The sequence below is a fragment of the Neoroseomonas eburnea genome (assembly GCF_018129005.1).
Lineage (GTDB): Bacteria > Pseudomonadota > Alphaproteobacteria > Acetobacterales > Acetobacteraceae > Neoroseomonas > Neoroseomonas eburnea.
Genome location: NZ_JAAEDL010000033.1, coordinates 15822 through 36759, shown reverse-complemented (window position 1 = coordinate 36759; position 20938 = coordinate 15822). Strand labels below are relative to the sequence as shown.

Below are 20938 nucleotides of genomic sequence, written 5' to 3'. Positions count from 1 at the left end.
CAACTCGATGAATGCCGATCAATGCGGAGAGCGACGGAAGCGCGTGATCCCGAGGAGCTTGAGATCAGTCTGGTCCCGAGACGGTCCACAGTCACGCGGAATCACCCGCGCGCCGCGATCGGGCACGCCGCTCCAACCCCCCGCTGAAAGCAGGAAGGGAAGGATCCATCCATGCGGGAGACGCGGCCCCGGAAGGGGCCGCGCCGCCGGGTCAGGCCGCGAGCTTGTCGAGCTCGCGCACCACCGCCTCACCCATCACCGAGGTGCCGACGCGCGCCATGCCCGGCTGCATGATGTCCGCCGTGCGCAGCCCGCCGGCGAGCACCTTGCCGACCGCCTGCTCGAGCAGCGCGGCGTCTTCCTCCATGCCGAAGGACCAGCGCAGCAGCATGGCGAAGGAGAGGATCTGCGCGAGCGGATTCGCGATGCCCTTGCCCGCGATGTCGGGCGCCGAGCCGTGGATCGGCTCATAGAGCGCATGCCGCCTGCCGCTGGTCGGATCGACCGCGCCGAGCGTCGCCGAGGGCAGCATTCCGAGCGAGCCGGTCAGCGCCGCAGCCAGGTCGGACAGCACGTCGCCGAACAGGTTGTTGCCGAGGATGACATCGAACTGCTTGGGCCGCGAGCAGAGCTGCATCGCGCAGTTGTCGGCGTACATGTTCTCGAGCTCGACGTCGGCATACTCGGCCTTGTGGACCTCGCCGACCACGGCACGCCACAGGCGGCCGGACTGCATGACGTTGGCCTTCTCGACGCTCGTCACCTTGCCGCGGCGCTTGCGCGCCAGGTCGAAGGCGACGCGGGCGACGCGGGCGATCTCGTCCTCGTGGTAGACGTCGGTGTCGAATCCGCGGCGCTTGCCATCGGGCAGGGTTTCGACGCCGCGCGGCTCGCCGAAATAGACACCGCCCGTCGATTCACGGACGACCATGATGTCCACGCCACGCACGATCTCGGGCTTCAGGGAGGAGGCTTCCACCAACGGGTCCATGACCAGCGCGGGACGCAGGTTGGCGAACAGCCCAAGATCCTTGCGCAGTCGCAGGATACCGAGCTCGGGGCGCTGCTCGAAGGGCAGGCTGTCCCACTTCGGGCCGCCGACGGAACCGAAGAGCACCGCATCCGCGGCCTTCGCCTTCGCCACCGTGGCATCGGAGCAGGGCGTGCCCTCGGCATCGATCGCCGATCCGCCCACCAGGCCTTCCTCGATGTCGAAGGAGACGGCGCGGCGGCGGTCCATCCAGTCGATGACGCGACGGACTTCTCGCATCACCTCCGGCCCGATCCCGTCACCGGGCAGGACGAGGAGCTTCTTGTTGGAAGGCATGTGGCTGGGCGTCTCCTGCAAGGGCGGGAGGCGCCCCGGGGAGGAGACGCCGCCCGGGGAAGTATCAGGTCAGGCGTAGAGCCAGGGCTGGGCGGCCTTCTGCTTCGCCTCGAAACTGTCGATCGAGGCGACGTGCTGCAGCGTCTGGCCGATGTCGTCGAGGCCATTCAGCAGCAGGTGGCGGCGCAGCGGATCGATCTTGAACGGGATCTCCTCGCCGTTCGGCCGCACGACGACTTCGCGTTCGAGATCGACGGTGATGCGGGCATTGGCGCCGAGTTTCGCATCCTCCATCAGTTGCGCGCAGACCTCCTTCGGCAGGCGCACCGGCAGGATGCCGTTCTTGAAGCAGTTGTTGTGGAAGATGTCGGCGAAGTCCGGCGCGATGACGCAGCGGATGCCGAAGTCGAGCAGCGCCCAGGGCGCATGCTCACGCGAGGAGCCGCAGCCGAAATTCTCGAAGGCGATCAGGATCTCCGCCTTGCGGTAGGGCTCCTGGTTCAGGACGAAGTCCGGATTCTCGGATCCATCTTCCCTGTAGCGGAAGTTGGCAAACAGGTTCTTGCCGAAGCCGAGGCGCGAGATCGACTTGAGGAAGCGGGCCGGGATGATCTGGTCGGTGTCGACATTCGCCTTGGGCAGCGGGGCGGCGATGCCGGTCAGCGTCGTGAAGGCCTGCATCTCACATGGTCTCCTTCGGCTGATAGTCGCGCACGTCGGCGAGGTGCCCCGCCACGGCGGCGGCGGCGGCCATGGCCGGGGACAGCAGGTGGGTGCGTCCGCCGGGGCCCTGGCGCCCCTCGAAGTTGCGGTTGGAGGTGCTGGCCGAACGCTGGCCCGGCGTCAGCTTGTCCGGGTTCATGCCGAGGCACATGGAGCAGCCGGCCTCGCGCCACTCGAAGCCCGCTTCCTTCAGGATGCGGTCGAGGCCCTCGGCCTCCGCCTGCTTCTTCACCAGGCCCGAGCCGGGGACGACCATCGCGCGCACGCCGTCGGCCACCTTGCGCCCCTTGGCGATCGAAGCCGCGGCGCGGATGTCCTCGATGCGGGAATTCGTGCAGGATCCGATGAAGACGACGTCCACCTTCAGGTCCTGCAGCCGCTGGCCGGGCGTGAGGCCCATGTACTGGACCATGCGCTCCATCTGCGCGCGCTTGGCCTCGTCCTCCACATCCGCCGGGTTGGGCACGGTGCCGGTGATCGGCAGCACGGCCTCGGGGTTGGTGCCCCAGGTGACCTGCGGCGCGATGGCATGGGCGTCGAGGCGAAGTTCCGTGTCGAAATGCGCCGCGGCGTCGGAAGGCAGCGTCTTCCACCACTCGATGGCGCGCGCCAGTTTCGCGCCCTTCGGCCCGTTCGGCGTCTTCGCGATGTAGTCGTAGGTGGTCTGGTCCGGCGCGACCATGCCGGCGCGAGCCCCGCCCTCGATCGACATGTTGCAGACCGTCATGCGGCCCGCCATGTCGAGCGCGCGGATCGCGTCGCCCGCATATTCGATGACGTGGCCGGTGCCGCCCGCCGTGCCGATCCTGCCGATGATGGCAAGCACGATGTCCTTCGCGGAGCAGCCGAAGGCCAGGTTGCCGTCCACGCTGATGCGCATGTTCTTCGCCGGCTTCTGCAGCAGCGTCTGGGTGGCGAGCACGTGCTCGACCTCGCTGGTGCCGATACCGAAGGCGAGCGCACCCATGGCGCCATGCGTCGAGGTGTGGCTGTCGCCGCAGACGATGGTCATGCCCGGCAGCGAGCGGCCGAGTTCCGGCCCGATCACGTGCACGATGCCCTGGCGGTCATCGAGCAGCGGGATGTAGGGCACGCCGAACTCCACGACGTTCTTCTCGAGCGTCTCGACCTGCAGGCGGCTTTCCGGGTCGACGATGCCGGTGCGGCGGCTGTCGTCGGTGGCGATGTTGTGGTCCACCACCGCGAGCGTCGCATCCGGCCGGCGCACGCGGCGCCCGGCGGTCCGCAGGCCGTCGAAGGCCTGCGGCGTGGTCACTTCGTGGGTAAGGTGAAGGTCGATGTAGAGCAGCGCCGTGCCATCCGGGAGCGTCTCGACGACGTGAGCGTCCCAGATCTTGTCGAACAGAGTGCGCGGCTTCTGCGCTGACATCGTTTTCTCCCGAATGGTCAGTCCAGGGCGCCGCGCGAACCGCGGCGCCCCTCATATAGTCAGCCCTCGGTCGTGGCGGCCGGCTTGGCCGCGCCATCCGACTTGGTGCCCAGCTTCTCGGCGATGCGCGCCGACTTGCCGGTGCGGCCACGCAGGTAATACAGCTTCGCGCGACGCACCTTGCCGCGGCGGACCACCTGGATCTCGGCCACGTTCGGCGAATAGAGCGGGAAGACGCGCTCCACGCCCTCGCCGTAGGAGAGCTTGCGCACCGTGAAGTTGCTCTGCACGCCCTTGTTGTTGCGCGCGATCACCACGCCCTCATAGGCCTGGGTACGGACCCGCTCGCCTTCCTGCACCTTGACCATCACGCGGACGGTGTCGCCCGGCGCGAAATCAGGCGTGGTGCGGGCGGCGGTGAGGCGGGCGAGCTGCTCGGCCTCGAACTGCTGCAGCAGGTTCATGACAGTATCCTTTCCTTGCGTCCTTTAGGCGGCGGCGGGGTGGCCGTCCATGCCCCCCGCGCCCCCGTGTTTCGCTTCGTGCCGCGCCCAGAGGTCGGGCCGGCGCTCCTTCGTGATCCGCTCGCTCTCCGCCCGTCGCCAGCGCGCGATCTCCGCGTGGTGGCCGGAGAGCAGAACCTCCGGGATGGCCCGGCCGTTCCATTCGGCCGGACGCGTGTAGTGCGGGTATTCCAGCAGGCCCTCGGCGCCGTGGCTTTCCTCGGTCGCGCTCTCGGCCGCGCCCATCACGCCGGGCAGCAGCCGCACGCAGGCGTCGAGAAGGACCAGCGCCGCCGTTTCGCCTCCGCTCAGCACATAGTCGCCGATCGAGAGCTCCACCATGCCCCGCGCCTCGATGACCCGCTGGTCGATGCCTTCGTAGCGGCCGCAGAGCAGGACGCAGCCGGGGCCGGCGGCCAGGGTACGGACGGTCGCCTGGTCCAGCAGCCGCCCCCGGGGGGTCAGGTAGATGAGCGGGCGGGCGTCGCCCTCCGCCAGCACCTCACCGATGGCCGTGTCCAGCACGTCCGGGCGCATCACCATCCCCGCCCCGCCGCCGGCCGGCGTGTCGTCCACCGTGCGGTGGCGGTCGGTGGCGAAGGCGCGGATGTCGTGCGTGTCCAGCGACCACCTGCCGTCGCGCAGCGCGCGGCCGGCGAGCGACAGGCCGAGCGGCCCCGGGAACATCTCCGGGAACAGCGTCAGGATGGAGGCGCGCCACCGGTTGCCCGGCGGAGTCACGCCGCCGGTGCCCGGCGCCGGCGCCCTGGGGTGACCCGACGGGCTCATGCCGCGTCTTCCTCCCCAGGCTGCGGGGCGACGAGGATCTCCCCCGGCGGCACCACCGTGACGCGGCCGCCCGCCACATCCACCACCGGCACGACGGCCTTGGTGAAGGGCAGCAGGTGCTCCCTGCCCTCGCCTTCCACGATCAGGAAGGCGCCGGCGCCGTGGTCCTCCACCGCGCGGATCGTGCCGAGGCGCTTCCCGCCCTCCGTCACGGCCGCGAGGCCGATCAGATCGGTCAGGTAGAACTCCTCCTCCTCCGGCGGCGGCAGCCGGTCGCGCTCGACATAGAGCTTCGTCCCGGTCAGGCGCTGCGCCGCGTCGCGGTCGGCGACACCCTCGATGGCGGCGAGGTCGCCACCCTTGAGCGTGATCGCGAAGCGGCGCGTGCCGGCGGCATCGGTCAGCGGGGAATAGGCGGCGATGGCGGCCGGGTCCTCGGTGAAGGCGCGCAGGCGCACGAGGCCGCGCACGCCATGCGGCCTGCCGATCTCGCCCACCATCACGCGCTTCACCGCCACCTCACGTCACCCTCTGCGCGAGACGCTTCAGCCCGCCGCGGCGGCGGCCGCGCGCTCCTGCGCCTTCTTCTTCGGCGCGGACTGCTTCGGCTGCTCGCGGAACACCGGCATCGGCGCCAGGCCGGCCTTGCCGAGGAACTTCGCGACACGGTCGGTCGCCACCGCGCCCTGGCTGATCCAATGCGTGATGCGCTCATCCTTCAGCCGCACGCGCTCGGCATGCTCGGCCGGCAGCATGGGGTTGTACGAGCCCACCGCCTCGATGAAGCGGCCATCGCGCGGCGAACGGCTGTCGGCCACCACGATGTGGTAGTAGGGGCGCTTCTTCGCACCGGCGCGGGCAAGGCGGATCTTGAGGCCCATGAGGCTTCCTTTCGTCGTCTGTCTCTAGAAGGGTCGCTTGTTACCGGCCCCGGGGAGCAGCGCGGCGAGCCCGCCACGCATCAGCCCCTTCTGGCCGAGCTTGTTCATCCGCTTCATCATCGCGGACATGTCGTCGAACTGCTTGAGCAGCCTGTTCACTTCCTGAACGGATGTCCCGGACCCGGCGGCGATGCGTTTCTTGCGCGACGCCTTGATGAGGTCGGGCGTGCGGCGTTCGCGCGGCGTCATGCTGCCGATGATGGCCGCCTGGCGCTTGAGGATCGAGGTGTCGAGATTGGCGTCGTTCAACTGCTGCTTGATCTTGCCCACACCGGGCAGCATGCCGAGGATGCCCTGCAGGCTGCCCATCTTGCCGATCTGCTTGAGCTGGTTTGCGTAGTCTTCCAGCGTGAACTGGCCCTTCTGCATCCGGGCCGCGAGCTTCTCGGCCTCGGCCTGGTCGATGGTGGCGGCGGCCTTCTCGACCAGGGAGACGATGTCGCCCATGCCGAGAATGCGCGACGCGATGCGATCCGGATGGAAGTCTTCCAGCGCGTCGAGCTTCTCGCCCGCGCCGAGCAGCTTGATCGGCGCGCCGGTGACGGCCCGCATGGACAGGGCGGCGCCGCCGCGCGCATCGCCGTCGATGCGCGTCATGACGATGCCGGTCACACCGACCTTCTGCTGGAAGGCGGTCGCGGTGTTCACCGCGTCCTGGCCGGTCATGGCGTCCACGACCAGCAGCGTTTCGTGCGGATTGGTGGCGAGCTTGACCTGCGCCACCTCCTCCATCAGCGCCTCGTCGATGGCGAGACGGCCGGCGGTGTCGAGGATGACGACGTCGTAGAGCTCGCGCCGACCCACATCCATGGCGCGGGCGGCGATCTGCAGCGGCGTCTGGCCAGGCACGATGGGAAGGCTGGTGACCTCGGCCTGCTGCGCCAGGGTCTGGAGCTGGAGCTGCGCCGCCGGCCGGTGCACGTCGAGCGAGGCGAGCAGCACCTTCTTGCGGTCCCGCGCGCGCAGCCGCAGCGCGATCTTGCCCGAGGTGGTGGTCTTGCCCGAGCCCTGCAGGCCGACCATCAGGATCGGCACCGGAGACGGCGCGTTCAGGTCGATGCCGCGCTTGCCGTCATCGCCCTCGCCGCCGCCGAGCGCTTCGACCAGCGCATCGTTGACGATCTTGATGACCTGCTGGGCGGGGGAGACGGAGCGGATCACCTCCTGCCCGACAGCGCGTTCCCGCACCTTGTTGACCAGGTCGCGGACCACCGGCAACGCGACATCGGCTTCCAGCAGCGCGACGCGGACCTCGCGCAGCGCTTCCGACACGTCGGCCTCGGACAGCGCGCCGCGGCGGCGCAGCCGGTCGAAGACGCCGTTCAGCTTGCTGGACAATGCCTCGAACATCGGGCGGTCCGTTCAGTCCTTCAACGCGTTGCGGTTGCCCCAAAAGGTTACGCGCCGCTGCGCGAGCCTTCGCGGAGCGACGGAGCCCACCCCATCAGGGGGCGGACAAACGGTTCAGGGCGAACCGGGGAAGCGGGCCAATAGCGCCCTCCAACCTCCAGGTCAAGGAAAGCGCACCGCCCGGAAACAAGGGCGGCCCGAGGCCGTGCCTCGGGCCGGGAGCGCAAAGCGCGACCGCGCCCAGACCGTCAGCGGAGCCGGGCGAGCCAGCCCGCGGCGCGCAAGCCAAGCCCGCGGATGCGGGCGCCGGCGCCTGAGGAGCCTATTTGGGCGCCAGCACCATGATCATCTGCCGGTTCTCCATCCGCGGGAACTGCTCGACCTTGGTGGTCTCGACCAACTCGTTGCGGATGCGCTCCAGCACCTTGGCGCCGAGGTCCTGGTGCGCCATCTCGCGGCCGCGGAACCGCAGCGTCACCTTCACCTTGTCGCCTTCCGAGATGAAGGTCTTCATCTGGCGCATCTTCACATCGTAGTCGTGGTCGTCGATGTTCGGACGGACCTTGATCTCCTTGATCTCGACGACCTTCTGCTTCTTCCGCGCCTCGTTCGCCTTCTTCTGCTGCTCGTACTTGTACTTGCCGTAGTCGAGTATCTTGCAGACAGGCGGCACCGCATTGGGCGAGATCTCGACCAGATCGAGGCCGACGTCATAGGCGCGGATCAGCGCCTCGCGGGCGGTCATCACGCCCTGCATCTCGCCGTGCTGGTCGATCAGGCGCACCTGGGGCACGCGGATCTCGTCATTGATGCGCGGGCCGTCCTTGGTGGGCGGCGTGGCGGGCATAGGACCTCGGGCTATGGTCGTCTCCTGTCGTGGTTGAAACGCAATCCGCGCGCTTTATGGGGCGACGGTCACGCCGCTGCAACTGGATACGCTCGGCATTGTCGCACCGGGCGTATGCGCGCGCGGCTGCCGTGACGGCTGCCGCGCGACATCAGCACCTCATGCCCGCTGGGCTGCCGGCATGAGATCGGGTGGCGTCGCCTCGGCTGCAAGACGGGCGACCGCATCGGCGAGCGACAGGGTTTCCTGCTCCCGCCCCGGCAGGCGGCGCAGCACCAGGCTCCGCTCCTCGGCCTCACGCCGGCCGACCACGGCCAGCACCGGCACGCGCTGGTCGATATGGTCCACCACCTTGCGATTGATCTTCTCATTGCGAAGATCAAGCGAAACCGAGACCCCGGCCTTCTGCAGCGCCGCGGCGGCTTCCTTTGCGAAGGGCGCCGCCTCGTCGACGATGGTCGCGACGACCACCTGCACCGGCGCGAGCCAGAGCGGGAAGCGCCCCGCATGCTGTTCGATCAGGATGCCGAGGAAACGCTCGAAGGACCCAAGGATGGCCCGGTGCAGCATGACGGGGCGCTTCCGGGATCCGTCCTCGGCGACATACTGGGCGTCCAGCCGCTCCGGCAGCACGAAATCGACCTGGTGGGTTCCGCACTGCCAGTCGCGGCCGATCGCGTCGCGCAGCACGAATTCCAGCTTCGGGCCGTAGAAGGCGCCCTCGCCCGGATTCAGCTCGTACTCCACCCCCGCGATCCGGCAGGCTTCCTTGAGCGCACCCTCCGCCTGGTCCCAGACCTCGTCCGTCCCGGCGCGCTTGGCCGGGCGGTCGGAGAACTTCACGCGGAACTCCTCGAAGCCGAAGTCGCGGTAGATCGAGGACAGCAACTCCACGAAGCGGACCGTCTCCTCGGCGATCTGCTCCTCGGCGCAGAAGATATGCGCGTCGTCCTGGGTGAAGGCGCGCACGCGCATGATGCCGTGCAGCGCGCCGGAGGGCTCGTAGCGGTGGCAGGAGCCGAACTCGGCCATGCGCAGCGGCAACTCGCGGTAGGACCGCAGCCCCTGGTTGAAGATCTGCACGTGGCATGGGCAGTTCATCGGCTTCAGCGCGAGGACGCGGTCCTTCTCGCCCTCATCCTCGACCGTCGCGATGAACATGTTCTCGCGGAACTTCTCCCAGTGGCCGGAGGCTTCCCACAGCTTGCGGTCCACGAGTTGCGGCGTCTTCACCTCCTGGTAGTCGGCGGCATCGAGCCGCCGGCGCATGTAGGCCTCGACCGTGCGATAGAGCCGCCAGCCCTTGGGATGCCAGAAGACCGAGCCGACCGCTTCCTCCTGGAGATGGAACAGGCCCATCTCCTTGCCGATCCTGCGGTGGTCGCGCTTCTCCGCCTCCTCGAGCTGATGGAGATAGGCGTCGAGCTCCTTCTGGTCGCGCCAGGCCGTGCCGTAGATGCGGCTCAGCATCGCGTTGCGGTGGTCGCCGCGCCAATAGGCGCCGGCCACCTTCATCAGCTTGAAGGCGGTGCCGACATCGCCGGTGCCGCGCATGTGCGGCCCGCGGCAGAGGTCCACCCATTCGCCCTGCCGGTAGAGCGTGATGGTCTCGCCCTGCGGCAGGTCCTGGATCAGCTCGACCTTGTATTTCTCGCCCTTGGCCTCGAACAGCGCCATCGCCTCGTGCCGGGTGGTGACGATGCGCTCGAAGGCGGCGTTGCGCGCGACGATCTCGCGCATCTTCGCCTCGATCGCGGCGAAGTCGTCCGGCGTGAAGGGCTCGTTGCGGGCGAAGTCGTAGTAGAAGCCGTTCTCGATCGCCGGGCCGATCGTCACCTGGGTGCCGGGGAACAGTTCCTGCACCGCCTCGGCCAGAACATGGGCGGCGTCGTGGCGGATCAGGTCCAGCGCCTCGGGGTCCTTGCGGGTGATGAAGCGGAGCCCGGCATCGGACTCGATGCTCCGCGCCAGGTCCTGGATGACGCCGTCCACCTGCATCGCGAGGGCGGCCTTGGCCAGGCCCGGGCCGATCGCGGCCGCGACCTGCGTGCCCGTCACCGGCCCATCGAAGGACCGGACGGAACCATCAGGCAGGGTAATCGCGGGCATCGCGGGCACATCCTCGCTTCGGCGGGGGGTTGGGGGGGCGGAAATTGCGGTTGAGGGCCCGGCGCGTCAAGGCGAGAGCACGCAGACCACGGCTTCGGCCGCCGCGTGCCTGCCGATCCGCGGCGTTCGCCGGTCATCCGGCGCACGACGCGGGCCGGACATCAGTTCCGGCCGCGGCGCAGCGCCGCGACCGCGTCGCGGACCTCCGCGGCATCGAGCGTCGCGAGCGGCATGTGGCGGATGAACGCCACCGAGGGCCCGCGCGGCGCGCAGAGCGCCGGGTCGCTGTCCTCCCCGAACAGCGCCAGGGTCGGGCAGCCGCAGGCGGCGAGGAGATGCGTCGGCCCGGTGTCGTTGCCAACGCAGAAGGCCGCCCGCCGGCCCAGCGTGGCGATGTCGGCGAAGCCCGTGCGGCCGGTCAGGTCGATGCTGCCGGGCGCGGCCGCGAGAATGGCCGCGGCGAGCGGTGCCTCGGCCGGGCCGCCGATCACCGCCGCCGGCAGGTCGAGCGCGGCGGCAAGCGCCCCGAAACTCTCCGCCGGCCAGCGCTTGGCCGGCCGGCCCGGCGAGGCGCCCGGCACCAGCAGGCAGAACCGCTCCGGCAGGCCGAAGCGCGCGACGTCGGCATCCAGCCATCCGAGGTCCGGTGCCGGAAAATCCCGGATGCCGGCGATCTCGAGCTGCTCCCGCTGGCGATCGACCGTGTGCATCGAATCCCGCGCCGGGTTGGCATGCGGGTGGGAGGCGCCGGGCGCGATGCCCGACCATTCCGCCCGCCGCCCGACGAACCAGCGGTAGCGCGAGGATCGCGCGGAGGTCTGCAGGTCGTAGACCCGGTCGAAGCCCGCCGCGTGCAGCCGTCGCGCCAGGCGGAGCACCGCGGGGATGTCGGTCCAGGACGGGCGGCCATCCTCCCACACCTCGTCGAACCAGGGCGAGAGGCGCGCGAGAGGGGCGTAGGGCCTGGTCGTCAGCAGGGTGATGCGCGCGCCCGGGTGATGTGCGCGGATCGCCGCGAAGGGGCCGAAGGCCTGGGCGAAGTCGCCGAGCGCGGCAAGCTTGATGACCAGCACCCGCATCACAGCAGCTCGCGATAGACGGCGAGCGTCGCCGCCTGCATCCGCGCCGTGGTGTAGCCCTCCAGCACCGCCGCCCGCGCCTGCGCGCCGACCGCCGCCCGCGCTTCGGGCGGCATCGCCAGCACGCGCCCGATCGCCGCGGCGAGCGCCGCAGGATCGCCGGGCGGCACGCGCCAGCCGGTGACGCCGTGCTGCACGGTTTCGGTCGGGCCGCCGAGGTCGCTCGCGACGACGCAGCGTTCCATCGCCTGGGCCTCGATCACCGTGCGGCCGAAGGCCTCGGCATCGGTCGAGGCGTGCACCACCACATCGGCCAGCAGCAACGCCGCCGGCACGTCCGCGGCATGGCCGACCAGGTGCACGCGGCCGGCCAGGCCGAGCGCGGCGATGCGCGCGGCGAGTTCCTCCCGGAAGGCCGCCTTGCCGCCGGCATCGCCGACCATCAGCGCGATCGCCTCGCCGGGCAGGCGGGCCATGGCCTCCACCAGCACGCCCTGCCCCTTCCACCGCGTGACGCGGCCCGGCAGCATCACCACCGGCCTGCCCTCCGGCACCTTCCAGGCGGCGCGCAGGGCGGCGATGCGCGCGGGCGCGATCCGTGCCGGATCGAAGACCCGTTCGTCCACGCCGCGCGGAATGATCCGCAGCCGGTCCTCGCCCACGCCGTGCCGGTCCCTCACCAGCCCCGCGATGAAGGCGCTGATGGCGATCACCCGTTCGCCCCGCGCCATGACGGAGTTGTACAGGCGCTTGCCCGGAAAGCCCTCGTTGTAAGTGCCGTGGTAGGTGGTGACGAAGTGCGCGCCAGTGCGCCGCGCGGCCAGCAACGCCGACCAGGCCGGCGCGCGGGACCGGGCATGCAGCACCGCGATCCCTTCCGCCCGCACCAGCGCCGCCAGCGCGGCGGCATTTCGCCAGATGCCGGCTGGCGACTTGGTGTCGAGCGGCAGCGTCACGTGCCGGGCGCCCAGCGCCTCGAGCGCCGGCACCAGCGGCCCGCCGGCGGAAGCCACCAGGGAGCGCATCCCGGCGGCGACCAGCGCCTCGGCGATTTCCAGCGTGCCGCGTTCGACCCCGCCCGAGACGAGCGAAGGCAGGATCTGCAGCACGGCGGGCGGCGTGGCGCGGCGGGTCACGGTCCTATGGGGTGTCTCACGGCGCGACTACACAAGCCGGCGCATCACCGCCTCGCGTCTTGCGCCGAAGCACGGGGCGGCGCAAGTCTTTCGCATGTCGACGTATTTCCTGGCCATGATGCTGCTGTCGGCGGGCAGCTTCATCCGTACTCGTTCCGCGGCACCGGAGATGCGCCCGGCTTCCGCCGCATCCGACATGGTGTGGGGCTGGGCGGCGACGGCCTCCTTCTGGATGTGGCTCGGCCTGATCGTCTGGGGCTTCCTGACGCTGCACTGGTCGCAGCCGCTGGCGGCGGTGATGGCCTCGCTGGCGGTGAACGCGGTGATCGGCATCCGCGGCCCGATGCGCACCTGGCCGGGACTGTCGATGATGTTCTGCATTGCCGGACTGCTGTCCGGCGCCGTCACGCTGCTGAACTAGAACCGCCCGCCCGCGGCCGGAGCTGGCCTCAGAGTCTGGTTGGCCAGGCGCCGCACGGCGCCTTTCCATGCCCGGCACCGCCGCTCACGCCAGGCGAGCGAAGGTCTGACCTTCACCCCCCGCTCTCACGCCGGGCGAACCGCATCGGCGGCTCCCGGCTCCGCGGTATTTGCCGCGCCGTGCGCCCGGCCCTTCGGACCGCGGGCCGATCCTTCGCGCGACGGGTATCAGCCGTTCGGGGCCAGGTGCAGCGCGACGACTTCTCCGTCCTGGCCCGGAACGGCCGGGAAGCGGTCGCGCACTGCCGGGTCGTGGCCGGGGATCACGCGCGAATCATCCCCTCCCGCGAGCTTCCTCGCCGTGCGCCAGCCCGCCGCCATGGCGCCGAGGTCGAAGATGATCGGGAAGGGATTTCCGCTCAGCGCATTGGCGTAGAAGTGCATGGCGTCGGAGGCCAGCACGACCGGCCCGCGCGCCGTCTCCACCCGCACCACCTGCAGCCCGTCGGAATGGCCGCCGACGCGATGGACGGTGACGCCGGGCGCGACCTCGGCATCGCCGTCGTGGAACTCGACCCGGTCGGCGTAGAGGGCGCGGACCATGGCGACGACGTGATCCGCCTCGAAGGGCATGCGGATGGCGTGGACGCACATGTGCCGGCCGACGGCGAAGTGCATCTCGCGCTCCTGCAGGTGGAAGCGCGCCGCGGGGAAGATGCCGAGCGAGCCCGCATGGTCGTAGTGCAGGTGGGTGATGATGACGTCCTGCACCTTTGCCGGGTCGGTGCCCATCGCCGTGAGGCAGTCCGCGACGGCACGCGACAGCGTCCGCCCGCGCTTCGCGGCGAGCTCGTGGTCGAAGCCGGTGTCGACCACGATCTCCCGCCCGCCGGGGCCACGCAGCAGCCAGACGTAGTAGTCGAGCGGCATGGCCTCGTGCGGGTCGGGCAGCGGCAGCAGGTGGTTGGACTGCGCCGTGCGCTCGTGCCGCCCGTAGCGGATGGCATAGGCCTCCCACACCGGGCCGGGCGCATCGCCGGCACCGGCCATCGGCCCGTCCTTCGCCGCGGTCATGGCGCCTTGTTCCCGCCCAGCACGGTGCCCGACATCTGCTCGGACAGTTTCGCGACGGCGGTATGGTCCGCGCCCGGGCCGAGCAGCGCCGCGGCCGAGGCCCACATCTCCCGGCACAGCGCCGCGAAGGGGGTGGGCGTCGTCGTCTCGCGGCCGACTTCCAGCGCGATCGACAGGTCCTTGACCATCAGGTCGAGGCCGAAGCCCGCGTCGAAGCGGCGGGACAGCACGTATTCCTTGAACTTCTTCTGGGTGGAGTTGTTCATCCCCGTGCTGGCGTTGAGCACGTCCACCATCTTCGCCGGATCGAGGCCGAAGCGCTGGCCGATCAGCAGCGCCTCGATGCCGATCAGGTAGCCGCCGGCGGAAACCAGGTTGTTCAGCGCCTTCATCGCCTGCCCGGCGCCGATCGGCCCGCAGCGGTGGATGGAGGTGCCCATCGCCTTCAGCACCGGCTCGGCGCGGTCGAGATCGGCCTCCTCGCCGCCGGCCATGATGGCGAGCTGCCCGGTCTTCGCGCGCGGCACGCCGCCGGAGACCGGGCAGTCGATCATCGCGACACCGCGCTCGGCGAGGCCCGCCGCGATCTCCCGCGTGCGGCCCGGCTGGCCGGAGGTCATGTCGATGACCAGCATGCCCTTCGCGAGCGAGGCCGACATCGCCTCCACCGCCTCGGCCACCTGCTTGCTGGTGGGGACGATGGTGACGACGCCATCGGCGCCGGCGGCGGCCTCGGCCGGGCTGGCGGCGGCGCGCCCGCCCACTTCGGCGGCGAAGGCATCGGCGCGGCCCGGCACGACATCGCACACCGTGACGTCGAAGCCGGCCTTCACCAGGTTGGCCGCCATCGGCCAGCCCATGTTGCCGATACCGGCGAAGGCGATCTTCCGGATGGCGGCCATGGCGATCACTTCTTCCCCGGGATGGCGCCTTCGGCGATCAGCACCTCATGCGCCGCCTTGAAGGCGTCGAGGCCGGCGGGAATGCCGCAATAGGCGGTGGCATGCAGCAGCGTCGCCTTGATCTCGTCCACCGTGATGCCGTTGTTGAGCGCGCCCTTCACGTGCAGCTTCACTTCCGGGATCTTGCCCAGCGCCGTCAGCATGGCGAGGTTCAGCAGCGAGCGCGTCTTGCGGTCCAGCGTGGGGTCGCCCCAGGCCCAGCCCCAGGCCCAGGCGGTGGTGGCACGCTGGAACGACATCATGAACTCGTCGGCCTTGGCCATGGACGAATCCACGTAGTCCGGCCCGAGCACCGCACGGCGGATGGGCAGCCCCTTGTCGAACAGCGCCTGATCGTCGGACATTTTCGATCCCTCCCACGGGAAGATTGACGCGCGCACGCTGGCGCGGTCCCGCGGGCCGGTCAACCAGCCGCGGCCGAGGAGTCTGCCATGTTCTTCGAAGGGTTCACGCTGGATCGGGCGGCGGTGAACGGCCGGACCTTCCGCCTGCGTCGCGGTGGCGAGGGCCCTCCCGTGCTGCTGCTGCACGGCAATCCGCAGACCCATGCCATGTGGCACAAGGTCGCGCCGGCGCTGGCGCAGCGCTTCACCGTCATCTGTCCCGACATCACCGGCTACGGCTTCTCCGACAAGCCGCCGGTCAGCGCCGACCACGCGCCCTATTCCAAGCGCAGCATGGCCGCCGACATGGTCGCGGTGATGAAGGCGCTCGGCCATGACCGCTTCCAGGTGGTGGCGCATGACCGCGGCGCGCGCGTCGCGCACCGCATGGCGCTCGACCACGCCGATATCGTCGAGCGGCTCTGCACCATGGACATCATCCCGACGCTCGAGCATTTCGAGCGCGCCGACATGGCCTTCGCCATGGGCTACTGGCACTGGTTCTTCCTCGCCCAGCGCCATCCGGGGCCGGAGGCCATGATCCGCGCCGACATCGAGCCGTGGTTCGACTTCCACACCTCCCGCGAGCCCAAGCCGGCCGGCTTCTTCCATCCCGAGGCGCGCGCCGACTACCTGGCCGCGCTGCGCCTGCCCGGCACCATCGAGGCGATCTGCGAGGACTATCGCGCGGCGGCGACGATCGACCTCGAACATGACCGCGCCTCCCGCGCAGCGGGCGAGAAGGTGCGCTGCCCGATGCTCGCGCTGTGGGGGGCGAAGGGCAGCATCCCGAGATGGTACGACGCGCCGGAGATCTGGGGCCGCTACGCTTCAGGCCCGCTGGAGACGGGCGCCGTGCCCTCCGGCCACTACCTCGCCGAGGAAGCGCCGCAGGAGGTGCTGGCGCGGCTGGAGGGATTCCTCAGCCGCTAGCCTCGTCCTGGGCCGGCAGCACCAGGCGCAGCCGGTTGCGGCCGTCCGCCGTGCGCTCGTAACGCAGGTCCTGCGCGGTGCGCCGGATCAGCGGCACGCCGAGGCCGCCGATCCGCGCTTCCGCCAACTCCGGCGCCGGGGCGGAGAGCGGCGCCGCGGTGGGGTCGAAGGGGACGCCGCGATCCTCGAATTCCAGCGTGCAGCGCCCGTCCGCCAGGGAGGCTGCGATGTCGAGCATCGGCTCCTCGCCGGGCGCGTAGCCATGGCGCAGCGTGTTGAGCGCGACTTCCTCGAGCAGCAGCTCGACACGCGCGACGCTGCGCGGCCCGACGCCGTGCGCCGCGAGGAAGGCCGCCACCGCCGACTGGGCACGGGTGACCTCGGAGGCCGCCGTCCCGCGCAGCGCCAGCCGCAGCACCCCCCCGCCGGTCTCCGCGCCGCTCACGCCCCGAGATGCGCGCGCGCGGCGGCCTCGTCCGCGACGATGGGGATCAGCTCGTCGAGCGCGACGGTGGTGAAGACCTCGGACACCGCCGGCTGCGCGCCACAGATGACGAAGCGCCGCTTCGCCCGCGCCACCTGGCGGGCGGCGACGGTCAAGAGCCGGATGCCGAGCGAGCCGACGAAGGTGACGCCGGAGAGGTCCACAACGACGTCGCGCGCCGCGACGCCGACCGCGGTCGTGAAGGCGGTTTCGAGCTTCTCGGCGCCAGCGGCGTCGAGCCGGCCGGCCAGCATGACGCGAAGCGACGCCCCACCCGTGTCGACCACCATGTCCATCTGCCCGTCCTTCCTTTCGCCGGTAGAGTGCCGGAAAACTCGAATAGAGGGGGCGTTGCCCCCTCAAGCTCCCCCACCAGGGGCTTAGGGCCCTTGGAACCCCCAACCTAAAGTATTGGGCTCCAGAGATCTTTCGGCTTCGGGGGTTCCCGTCGCCGAAGTCTTGCATCGGCGGTGGGAACCTTGGCGGAGAGAGTTTGAGAAGGGCGGAGCTCCTCTCGGCCGGTCCGTGCCGCATTTCTCGGCACCCCGCCAGATCGTCGTTGCGCCGACGCAGAAGTGGCCCGTGCGAACGGAGACCGGCATCACGGGACGTCCAGCGTCACCAGCGAAACATCATCCTCCAGCGGCCCGGGGCGGGCCATCCCGCGCACGGCGCGCAGCAACCGCTCCGGCTCAGCCACACCCGGCAGGGGCGGTGCGGAGAGCAGCGGCAGGAAATCCCGGATGGCGAGTTGCCTCCCATCCGGCGCGCTGATCTCGAAGGCGCCGTCGCTGAACAGGTGAATCCGCGCCCCCGCCGGTACGGCCGCCTCGGCGCGGCGATAGGGCCAGTCCGGTGCAAGGCCGATCGCCGGGCTCTTGACCCACAGCGGCCGCGGCGCGTCCTCCCCCGGCGCCATCAGGAAGGCCGGGTGGTGGCCGGCGGAGCCGAAGGCGAGCAGGCGCGTCCCGATGTCCAGCACGCCGTACCAGAGCGAGAAATACAGCCCGCCCTGCCGGTCCATCTGGAAGCGCGCATTGGCGGCGGCCAGCACCGCCGCCGGGTCGGCGAAATCGATCCCGGGCAGGCTGTGCTCGCGCAGGATGTTCATGGCCGAGGCGGCGAGCAGCGCCGAACCTGCGCCATGGCCCGAGACGTCGAGCAGCCAGGCCGCGAAGCGCCGCTCGTCGAGCCAGCCATAGCCGAAGCCGTCGCCGCCGATCCTGGCCGAGGGCACGAAGCGCCAATCGGCGAGCACGGGGCCTGCCGCGATCGGCGGCGGCAGCAGCGCGGCGACATAGCGGCCGGCGCGGGCGAGGTCGCGCTCGACCTCCTCCGCCCGCGCGAGATCGGAGGCGCGGCCGCTCCGGTAGACCAGCGTGAAGGGCCCGAGACGCAGCCGGCTGCCGGGGGTCAGCCGCGTCGGTCCCTGCGCGGCGGTCCCGTCCACGATCGTGCCGTTGGTCGAGCCGAGATCCGTCACCACGGCGGCCTCGCCTTCCACCACCACGACGCAATGGCTGCGCGAGACGTCGGGCGAAGGAAGCACCAGCCCGTTCTGCGGCGTGCGCCCGATCGCAAGCGGCACCGGGCCGAGCGGGACGCGACGCGCCGGCTGCCCCTCCGCCGGTTCGAGATCAAGCAGGTGAAGCACAGGGTCGGGTTCCGCCGTGGCCGGCGCGGCGCGGCGCACCATGGTCCGTTCGGACTCCGGCGCATGGCGCTCCGTCGCGTCGTCGGTCACGGGGCGATGCCCGGGGACGGCAGGTCCACCACCCAGGGCAGGTCCGTATCGCCCGTCGCCGCTCCAGCGCGGGTCAGCAGCGCATGCGCCTGGCCGCGGTGATGGGTCTGATGGTTGAAGAAGTGCGCGACAGTGACCCAGAGCGGCATGGTCAACTCGCGCCCCGTCGCGCCGGACAACCAGGTGAGCGGAGCGGCGAGCCGCGCCTCGTCGAGCCGCCCGGCCCATGCCTCGATGCGGCCGTCGGCCTCGGCGCGCGCCGCCTTCAGCGGCCCCCACTCCCCCACCATGCGGGGGCTGTCCTTCATGCCGACCGGCGGCCTTTCCCAGCCGTCGAAGCGGCTCATCCACATCGTGTCGCCCCAGAGGAGGTGACTCAGCGTGCCGTGGATGGAACCCCAGAAGGCACCCCCATCGGCACGGCGGACGGCATCGTCGAGCGTGTCCGCCGCGGCGTAGAGGCGGCGATTCATCTCGGTGTTGTAGGCCGCCATCACGCGGCACCAGTCGGGGCCGATCATCGTCCGCCTCCCTGACAGGTCAAAGCGCCTTCCAGAAGAACAGCGTATCCTGCGGCACGCGCGCGCCATCCAGTTCGAATCCGGGGATCCGGCCGAGTTCCGTCCAGCCCTCGGCGCGGTAGAGCCCCTCGGCCGCGCTGCCCAAGCGGGTGTCGAGCATCGCGACCCGGCGGCCATGGGCACGCGCGGCCTGCTCGGCGCGGCGGAGCAGGGCGCGGCCGATGCCCGCGCGCCGCGCGGCCGGGTCCACCATCAGCTTCTGGATGCTTGCCACATGCGGCTGGTTCTCGGCCGTGGCGAGGTCGAGCGTCACCGTTCCCGCGAGGCGCCCGTCGAGCCACGCGGCGAGCAGCACGCGATCCCCGGCCGCGACGGCCGCCGAGGCAGACTTCCAGAACGCGGCGGCACGGTCCCTGGCCAGCGGCGGCAGGAATTCGAGTGAAGCGCCCTCGGCGACGCTGGCGATCAGGATCCCGGCGAGGCGCCGTTCGGCCGAGGCGGCCGCGGCGGCGTCCAGCGCCTCGACCACCAGCCCGCGGGCCGGCTTCGCGTAACGGAACTCGAGGGAGTTGGACAGGTCGTCCAGGATCCGGATCGAGCCCTGCCGGACATAGCCATGCTTCTCGTAGAAGCCATGTGCGCGGGTGAAGCGCGTGTCGGTCCAGAGGACGAGGCGCTCGGCTCCCGCCGCGCGGGCGTGGTCCTCGGCGGTGCGCAGAAGGTCCGCCGCCAGGCCGATGCCGCGCGCGCCGGTATCGACATACATGCGGCAGATCTCCCACGCCGCGTCCTCCTTCAGGGGGCGCGTGCCGACCATGCCGAGGATGCGGCCCTCGCGCTCCGCAGCCCAGAGCATGCCGCCCTGGTCGCGGAAGTAGCTGGCGAGGGCGCGCAGTTCCGGCACCTCGCCGTCCACATCCAGTACGCAGCCCGGGTATTCGCCCCAGCAGGCGCCGATGAGGGCGATGAAGCCCTCGGCGTCGGTGTCGCGCCCCTCCCGGATCACGAGAGTTCCTTGCAGAACTCCTGGATACGGCTGCAGGCCTCGCGCAGGCTGTCCATGTCGGTGGCGTAGGAGATGCGGAGATACGGCGACATGCCGTAGGCAGCGCCCTGCACCGCCGCGACGTACTTCTCCTCCAGCAGCGCGAGCGCGAAGTCCGTGTCGGTCTCGATCTTCTTGCCCGCCTTGGTCGTCTTGCCGAGGCAGCCGGCGATGTTGGGGAAGACGTAGAAGGCGCCTTCGGGCTTGTGGCAGGCGATGCCGGGCGCCTCGTTCAGCATCTCGACCACCATGTCGCGGCGGCGGCGGTAGTCCTCGGCGCGCTCGCGCACCAGGTCCTGCGGGCCGTCCAGCGCGGCGGCGGCTGCCGCCTGGCCGACGGTGGAGATGCCCGAGGTCGCCTGGCCCTGCATGTTGATCATCGCCTTGATGAGCTGCTTCGGCCCGCCGCAGAAGCCGACGCGCCAGCCGGTCATGGCGTAGGTCTTCGACGCGCCGTTGACGGTCAGCGTGCGCTCCTTCAGCGCCGGCTCGACCTCGGCGATGGTGCAGAACTCGAAGCCGTCATAGACGAGGTGCTCGTACATGTCGTCGGTCATCACCCAGACATGCGGGTGCTTCTTCAGCACCGCGGCGATCGCCTTCATCTCCTCCCGCGAGCAGGCCGCGCCGGTCGGGTTGTTCGGGAAGTTCAGCATCACCCACTTGGTCTTGGGGGTGATGGCGGCGTCGAGGTCCTCGGGGCGCAGCTTGAAGCCGTTGTTCTGCGGGCAGTTCACCAGCACCGGCTTGCCGCCGGCGACCTTCGCCATGTCGGCGTAGGAGATCCAGTAGGGCGCGGGGATCACCACCTCGTCGCCCGGATCCACCGTCGCCATGAAGGCGTTGTAGATGCACTGCTTGCCGCCATTGGCGACCATGATCTCATCGAGCGCGTAGTCGAGCTTGTTGTCGCGCTTGAACTTGCGCTGGACCGCTTCCTTCAGTTCCCTGGTACCGTCCTGCGGCGGGTACTTGGTGTCGCCGGCCAGCGCGGCCTTGTGCGCGGCTTCGATCGCATGCATCGGCGTCGGGAAGTCGGGCTCGCCGGAGGCGAGGCTGATGACCTTGATCCCCTTCGCCGCGAGTTCCCGCCCCTTCATCGTCATCACGACGGAGGCGGAGATGGAGACGTCGTTCATGCGTGCGGCGAGAGCGGGCATGGGCATTCCCTTCGATGG

General features: G+C 70.4%; 23 protein-coding genes. 2 read left to right on the top strand and 21 right to left on the bottom strand.

The window, feature by feature from the left end:
* Positions 1–211: 211 nt before the first annotated feature.
* From leuB to GXW74_RS23560, 12 genes are all read right to left on the bottom strand, one after another.
* Positions 212–1327 carry a 3-isopropylmalate dehydrogenase gene (gene leuB, locus GXW74_RS23615; protein WP_211849054.1) on the bottom strand — a complete coding sequence of 372 codons (1116 nt, stop codon included), beginning with the start codon at positions 1325–1327 and terminating at the stop codon, positions 212–214.
* Positions 1328–1396: 69 nt separating this feature from the next.
* On the bottom strand, positions 1397–2008 hold the full coding sequence (gene leuD / locus GXW74_RS23610; protein ID WP_211849053.1) for a 3-isopropylmalate dehydratase small subunit: 612 nt from the start codon (positions 2006–2008) through the stop codon (positions 1397–1399).
* A 1-nt stretch (position 2009) separates the two neighbouring features.
* Positions 2010–3440 carry a 3-isopropylmalate dehydratase large subunit gene (leuC, locus tag GXW74_RS23605; RefSeq protein WP_211849052.1) on the bottom strand — a complete coding sequence of 477 codons (1431 nt, stop codon included), beginning with the start codon at positions 3438–3440 and terminating at the stop codon, positions 2010–2012.
* Positions 3441–3499: 59 nt separating this feature from the next.
* Positions 3500–3904: a 50S ribosomal protein L19 gene (rplS, locus tag GXW74_RS23600; RefSeq protein ID WP_211849051.1), complete on the bottom strand. Its 405-nt coding sequence runs from the start codon at positions 3902–3904 to the stop codon at positions 3500–3502.
* Between the two features lie 24 nt (positions 3905–3928).
* Entirely contained in the window at positions 3929–4732 is an 804-nt protein-coding gene (gene trmD / locus GXW74_RS23595) for a tRNA (guanosine(37)-N1)-methyltransferase TrmD (RefSeq protein ID WP_211849050.1), read from the bottom strand.
* Positions 4729–5232, bottom strand: coding sequence for a ribosome maturation factor RimM (gene rimM / locus GXW74_RS23590; protein WP_246523983.1), 504 nt, complete (start codon positions 5230–5232; stop codon positions 4729–4731). The genes trmD and rimM overlap by 4 nt, the downstream gene beginning before the upstream one ends.
* Before the next feature lie 45 nt (positions 5233–5277).
* Complete coding sequence (rpsP, locus tag GXW74_RS23585) at positions 5278–5613, bottom strand: 30S ribosomal protein S16 (RefSeq protein ID WP_211849048.1); 336 nt, start codon at positions 5611–5613, stop codon at positions 5278–5280.
* Positions 5614–5637: 24 nt separating this feature from the next.
* A complete protein-coding gene (gene ffh, locus GXW74_RS23580) occupies positions 5638–7023 on the bottom strand; it encodes a signal recognition particle protein (RefSeq protein ID WP_211849047.1) in 1386 nt (461 codons plus the stop codon).
* A gap of 322 nt (positions 7024–7345) precedes the next feature.
* Positions 7346–7870 carry a translation initiation factor IF-3 gene (gene infC / locus GXW74_RS23575; protein WP_211849046.1) on the bottom strand — a complete coding sequence of 175 codons (525 nt, stop codon included), beginning with the start codon at positions 7868–7870 and terminating at the stop codon, positions 7346–7348.
* A 159-nt stretch (positions 7871–8029) separates the two neighbouring features.
* Positions 8030–9979 (bottom strand): threonine--tRNA ligase, encoded by a 1950-nt coding sequence (thrS, locus tag GXW74_RS23570; RefSeq protein WP_211849045.1) that lies wholly within the window; start codon positions 9977–9979, stop codon positions 8030–8032.
* Between the two features lie 161 nt (positions 9980–10140).
* Positions 10141–11058: a glycosyltransferase family 9 protein gene (locus GXW74_RS23565; RefSeq protein WP_211849044.1), complete on the bottom strand. Its 918-nt coding sequence runs from the start codon at positions 11056–11058 to the stop codon at positions 10141–10143.
* On the bottom strand, positions 11058–12194 hold the full coding sequence (locus GXW74_RS23560) for a glycosyltransferase family 4 protein (RefSeq protein WP_211849043.1): 1137 nt from the start codon (positions 12192–12194) through the stop codon (positions 11058–11060). Before GXW74_RS23560 ends, GXW74_RS23565 begins: the two co-directional genes overlap by 1 nt.
* A 94-nt stretch (positions 12195–12288) precedes the next feature.
* Between GXW74_RS23560 and GXW74_RS23555 the strand changes: the two genes are divergently transcribed.
* On the top strand, positions 12289–12615 hold the full coding sequence (locus GXW74_RS23555; protein WP_211849042.1) for a multidrug DMT transporter permease: 327 nt from the start codon (positions 12289–12291) through the stop codon (positions 12613–12615).
* 227 nt (positions 12616–12842) lie between these two features.
* On the opposite strand, the gene GXW74_RS23550 is transcribed toward GXW74_RS23555, so the two are convergent.
* The 3 genes from GXW74_RS23550 to GXW74_RS23540 are packed head-to-tail and all read right to left on the bottom strand — an operon-like array spanning position 12843 to position 14994.
* Positions 12843–13688, bottom strand: coding sequence for an N-acyl homoserine lactonase family protein (locus GXW74_RS23550; protein WP_246523960.1), 846 nt, complete (start codon positions 13686–13688; stop codon positions 12843–12845).
* Positions 13685–14590 (bottom strand): NAD(P)-dependent oxidoreductase, encoded by a 906-nt coding sequence (locus GXW74_RS23545; RefSeq protein WP_211849041.1) that lies wholly within the window; start codon positions 14588–14590, stop codon positions 13685–13687. Before GXW74_RS23545 ends, GXW74_RS23550 begins: the two co-directional genes overlap by 4 nt.
* 5 nt (positions 14591–14595) lie before the next feature.
* Entirely contained in the window at positions 14596–14994 is a 399-nt protein-coding gene (locus tag GXW74_RS23540) for a carboxymuconolactone decarboxylase family protein (protein ID WP_211849040.1), read from the bottom strand.
* An 87-nt stretch (positions 14995–15081) separates the two neighbouring features.
* Here GXW74_RS23540 and GXW74_RS23535 point away from each other — a divergent pair, with 87 nt between their 5' ends.
* Positions 15082–15966, top strand: a complete 885-nt coding sequence (locus tag GXW74_RS23535; protein WP_211849039.1) for an alpha/beta fold hydrolase — start codon at positions 15082–15084, stop codon at positions 15964–15966.
* Here GXW74_RS23535 and GXW74_RS23530 read toward each other — a convergent pair.
* The 6 genes from GXW74_RS23530 to GXW74_RS23505 form a co-directional block, all read right to left on the bottom strand.
* Positions 15956–16411, bottom strand: a complete 456-nt coding sequence (locus tag GXW74_RS23530; RefSeq protein ID WP_211849038.1) for an ATP-binding protein — start codon at positions 16409–16411, stop codon at positions 15956–15958. The two genes, GXW74_RS23535 and GXW74_RS23530, sit on opposite strands and share 11 nt — an antisense overlap.
* The gene (locus GXW74_RS23525; protein WP_211849037.1) at positions 16408–16746 is read right to left on the bottom strand and encodes an STAS domain-containing protein; all 339 of its coding nucleotides are present in this window, start codon (positions 16744–16746) and stop codon (positions 16408–16410) included. Before GXW74_RS23525 ends, GXW74_RS23530 begins: the two co-directional genes overlap by 4 nt.
* A 305-nt stretch (positions 16747–17051) precedes the next feature.
* Positions 17052–18194: a PP2C family protein-serine/threonine phosphatase gene (locus tag GXW74_RS23520; RefSeq protein ID WP_211849036.1), complete on the bottom strand. Its 1143-nt coding sequence runs from the start codon at positions 18192–18194 to the stop codon at positions 17052–17054.
* Positions 18191–18715 (bottom strand): DinB family protein, encoded by a 525-nt coding sequence (locus GXW74_RS23515; RefSeq protein ID WP_211849035.1) that lies wholly within the window; start codon positions 18713–18715, stop codon positions 18191–18193. Before GXW74_RS23515 ends, GXW74_RS23520 begins: the two co-directional genes overlap by 4 nt.
* Before the next feature lie 19 nt (positions 18716–18734).
* Positions 18735–19721: a GNAT family N-acetyltransferase gene (locus GXW74_RS23510; protein WP_338148314.1), complete on the bottom strand. Its 987-nt coding sequence runs from the start codon at positions 19719–19721 to the stop codon at positions 18735–18737.
* Entirely contained in the window at positions 19718–20920 is a 1203-nt protein-coding gene (locus tag GXW74_RS23505; RefSeq protein WP_211849034.1) for a pyridoxal phosphate-dependent aminotransferase, read from the bottom strand. The genes GXW74_RS23510 and GXW74_RS23505 overlap by 4 nt, the downstream gene beginning before the upstream one ends.
* Positions 20921–20938: the final 18 nt, after the last annotated feature.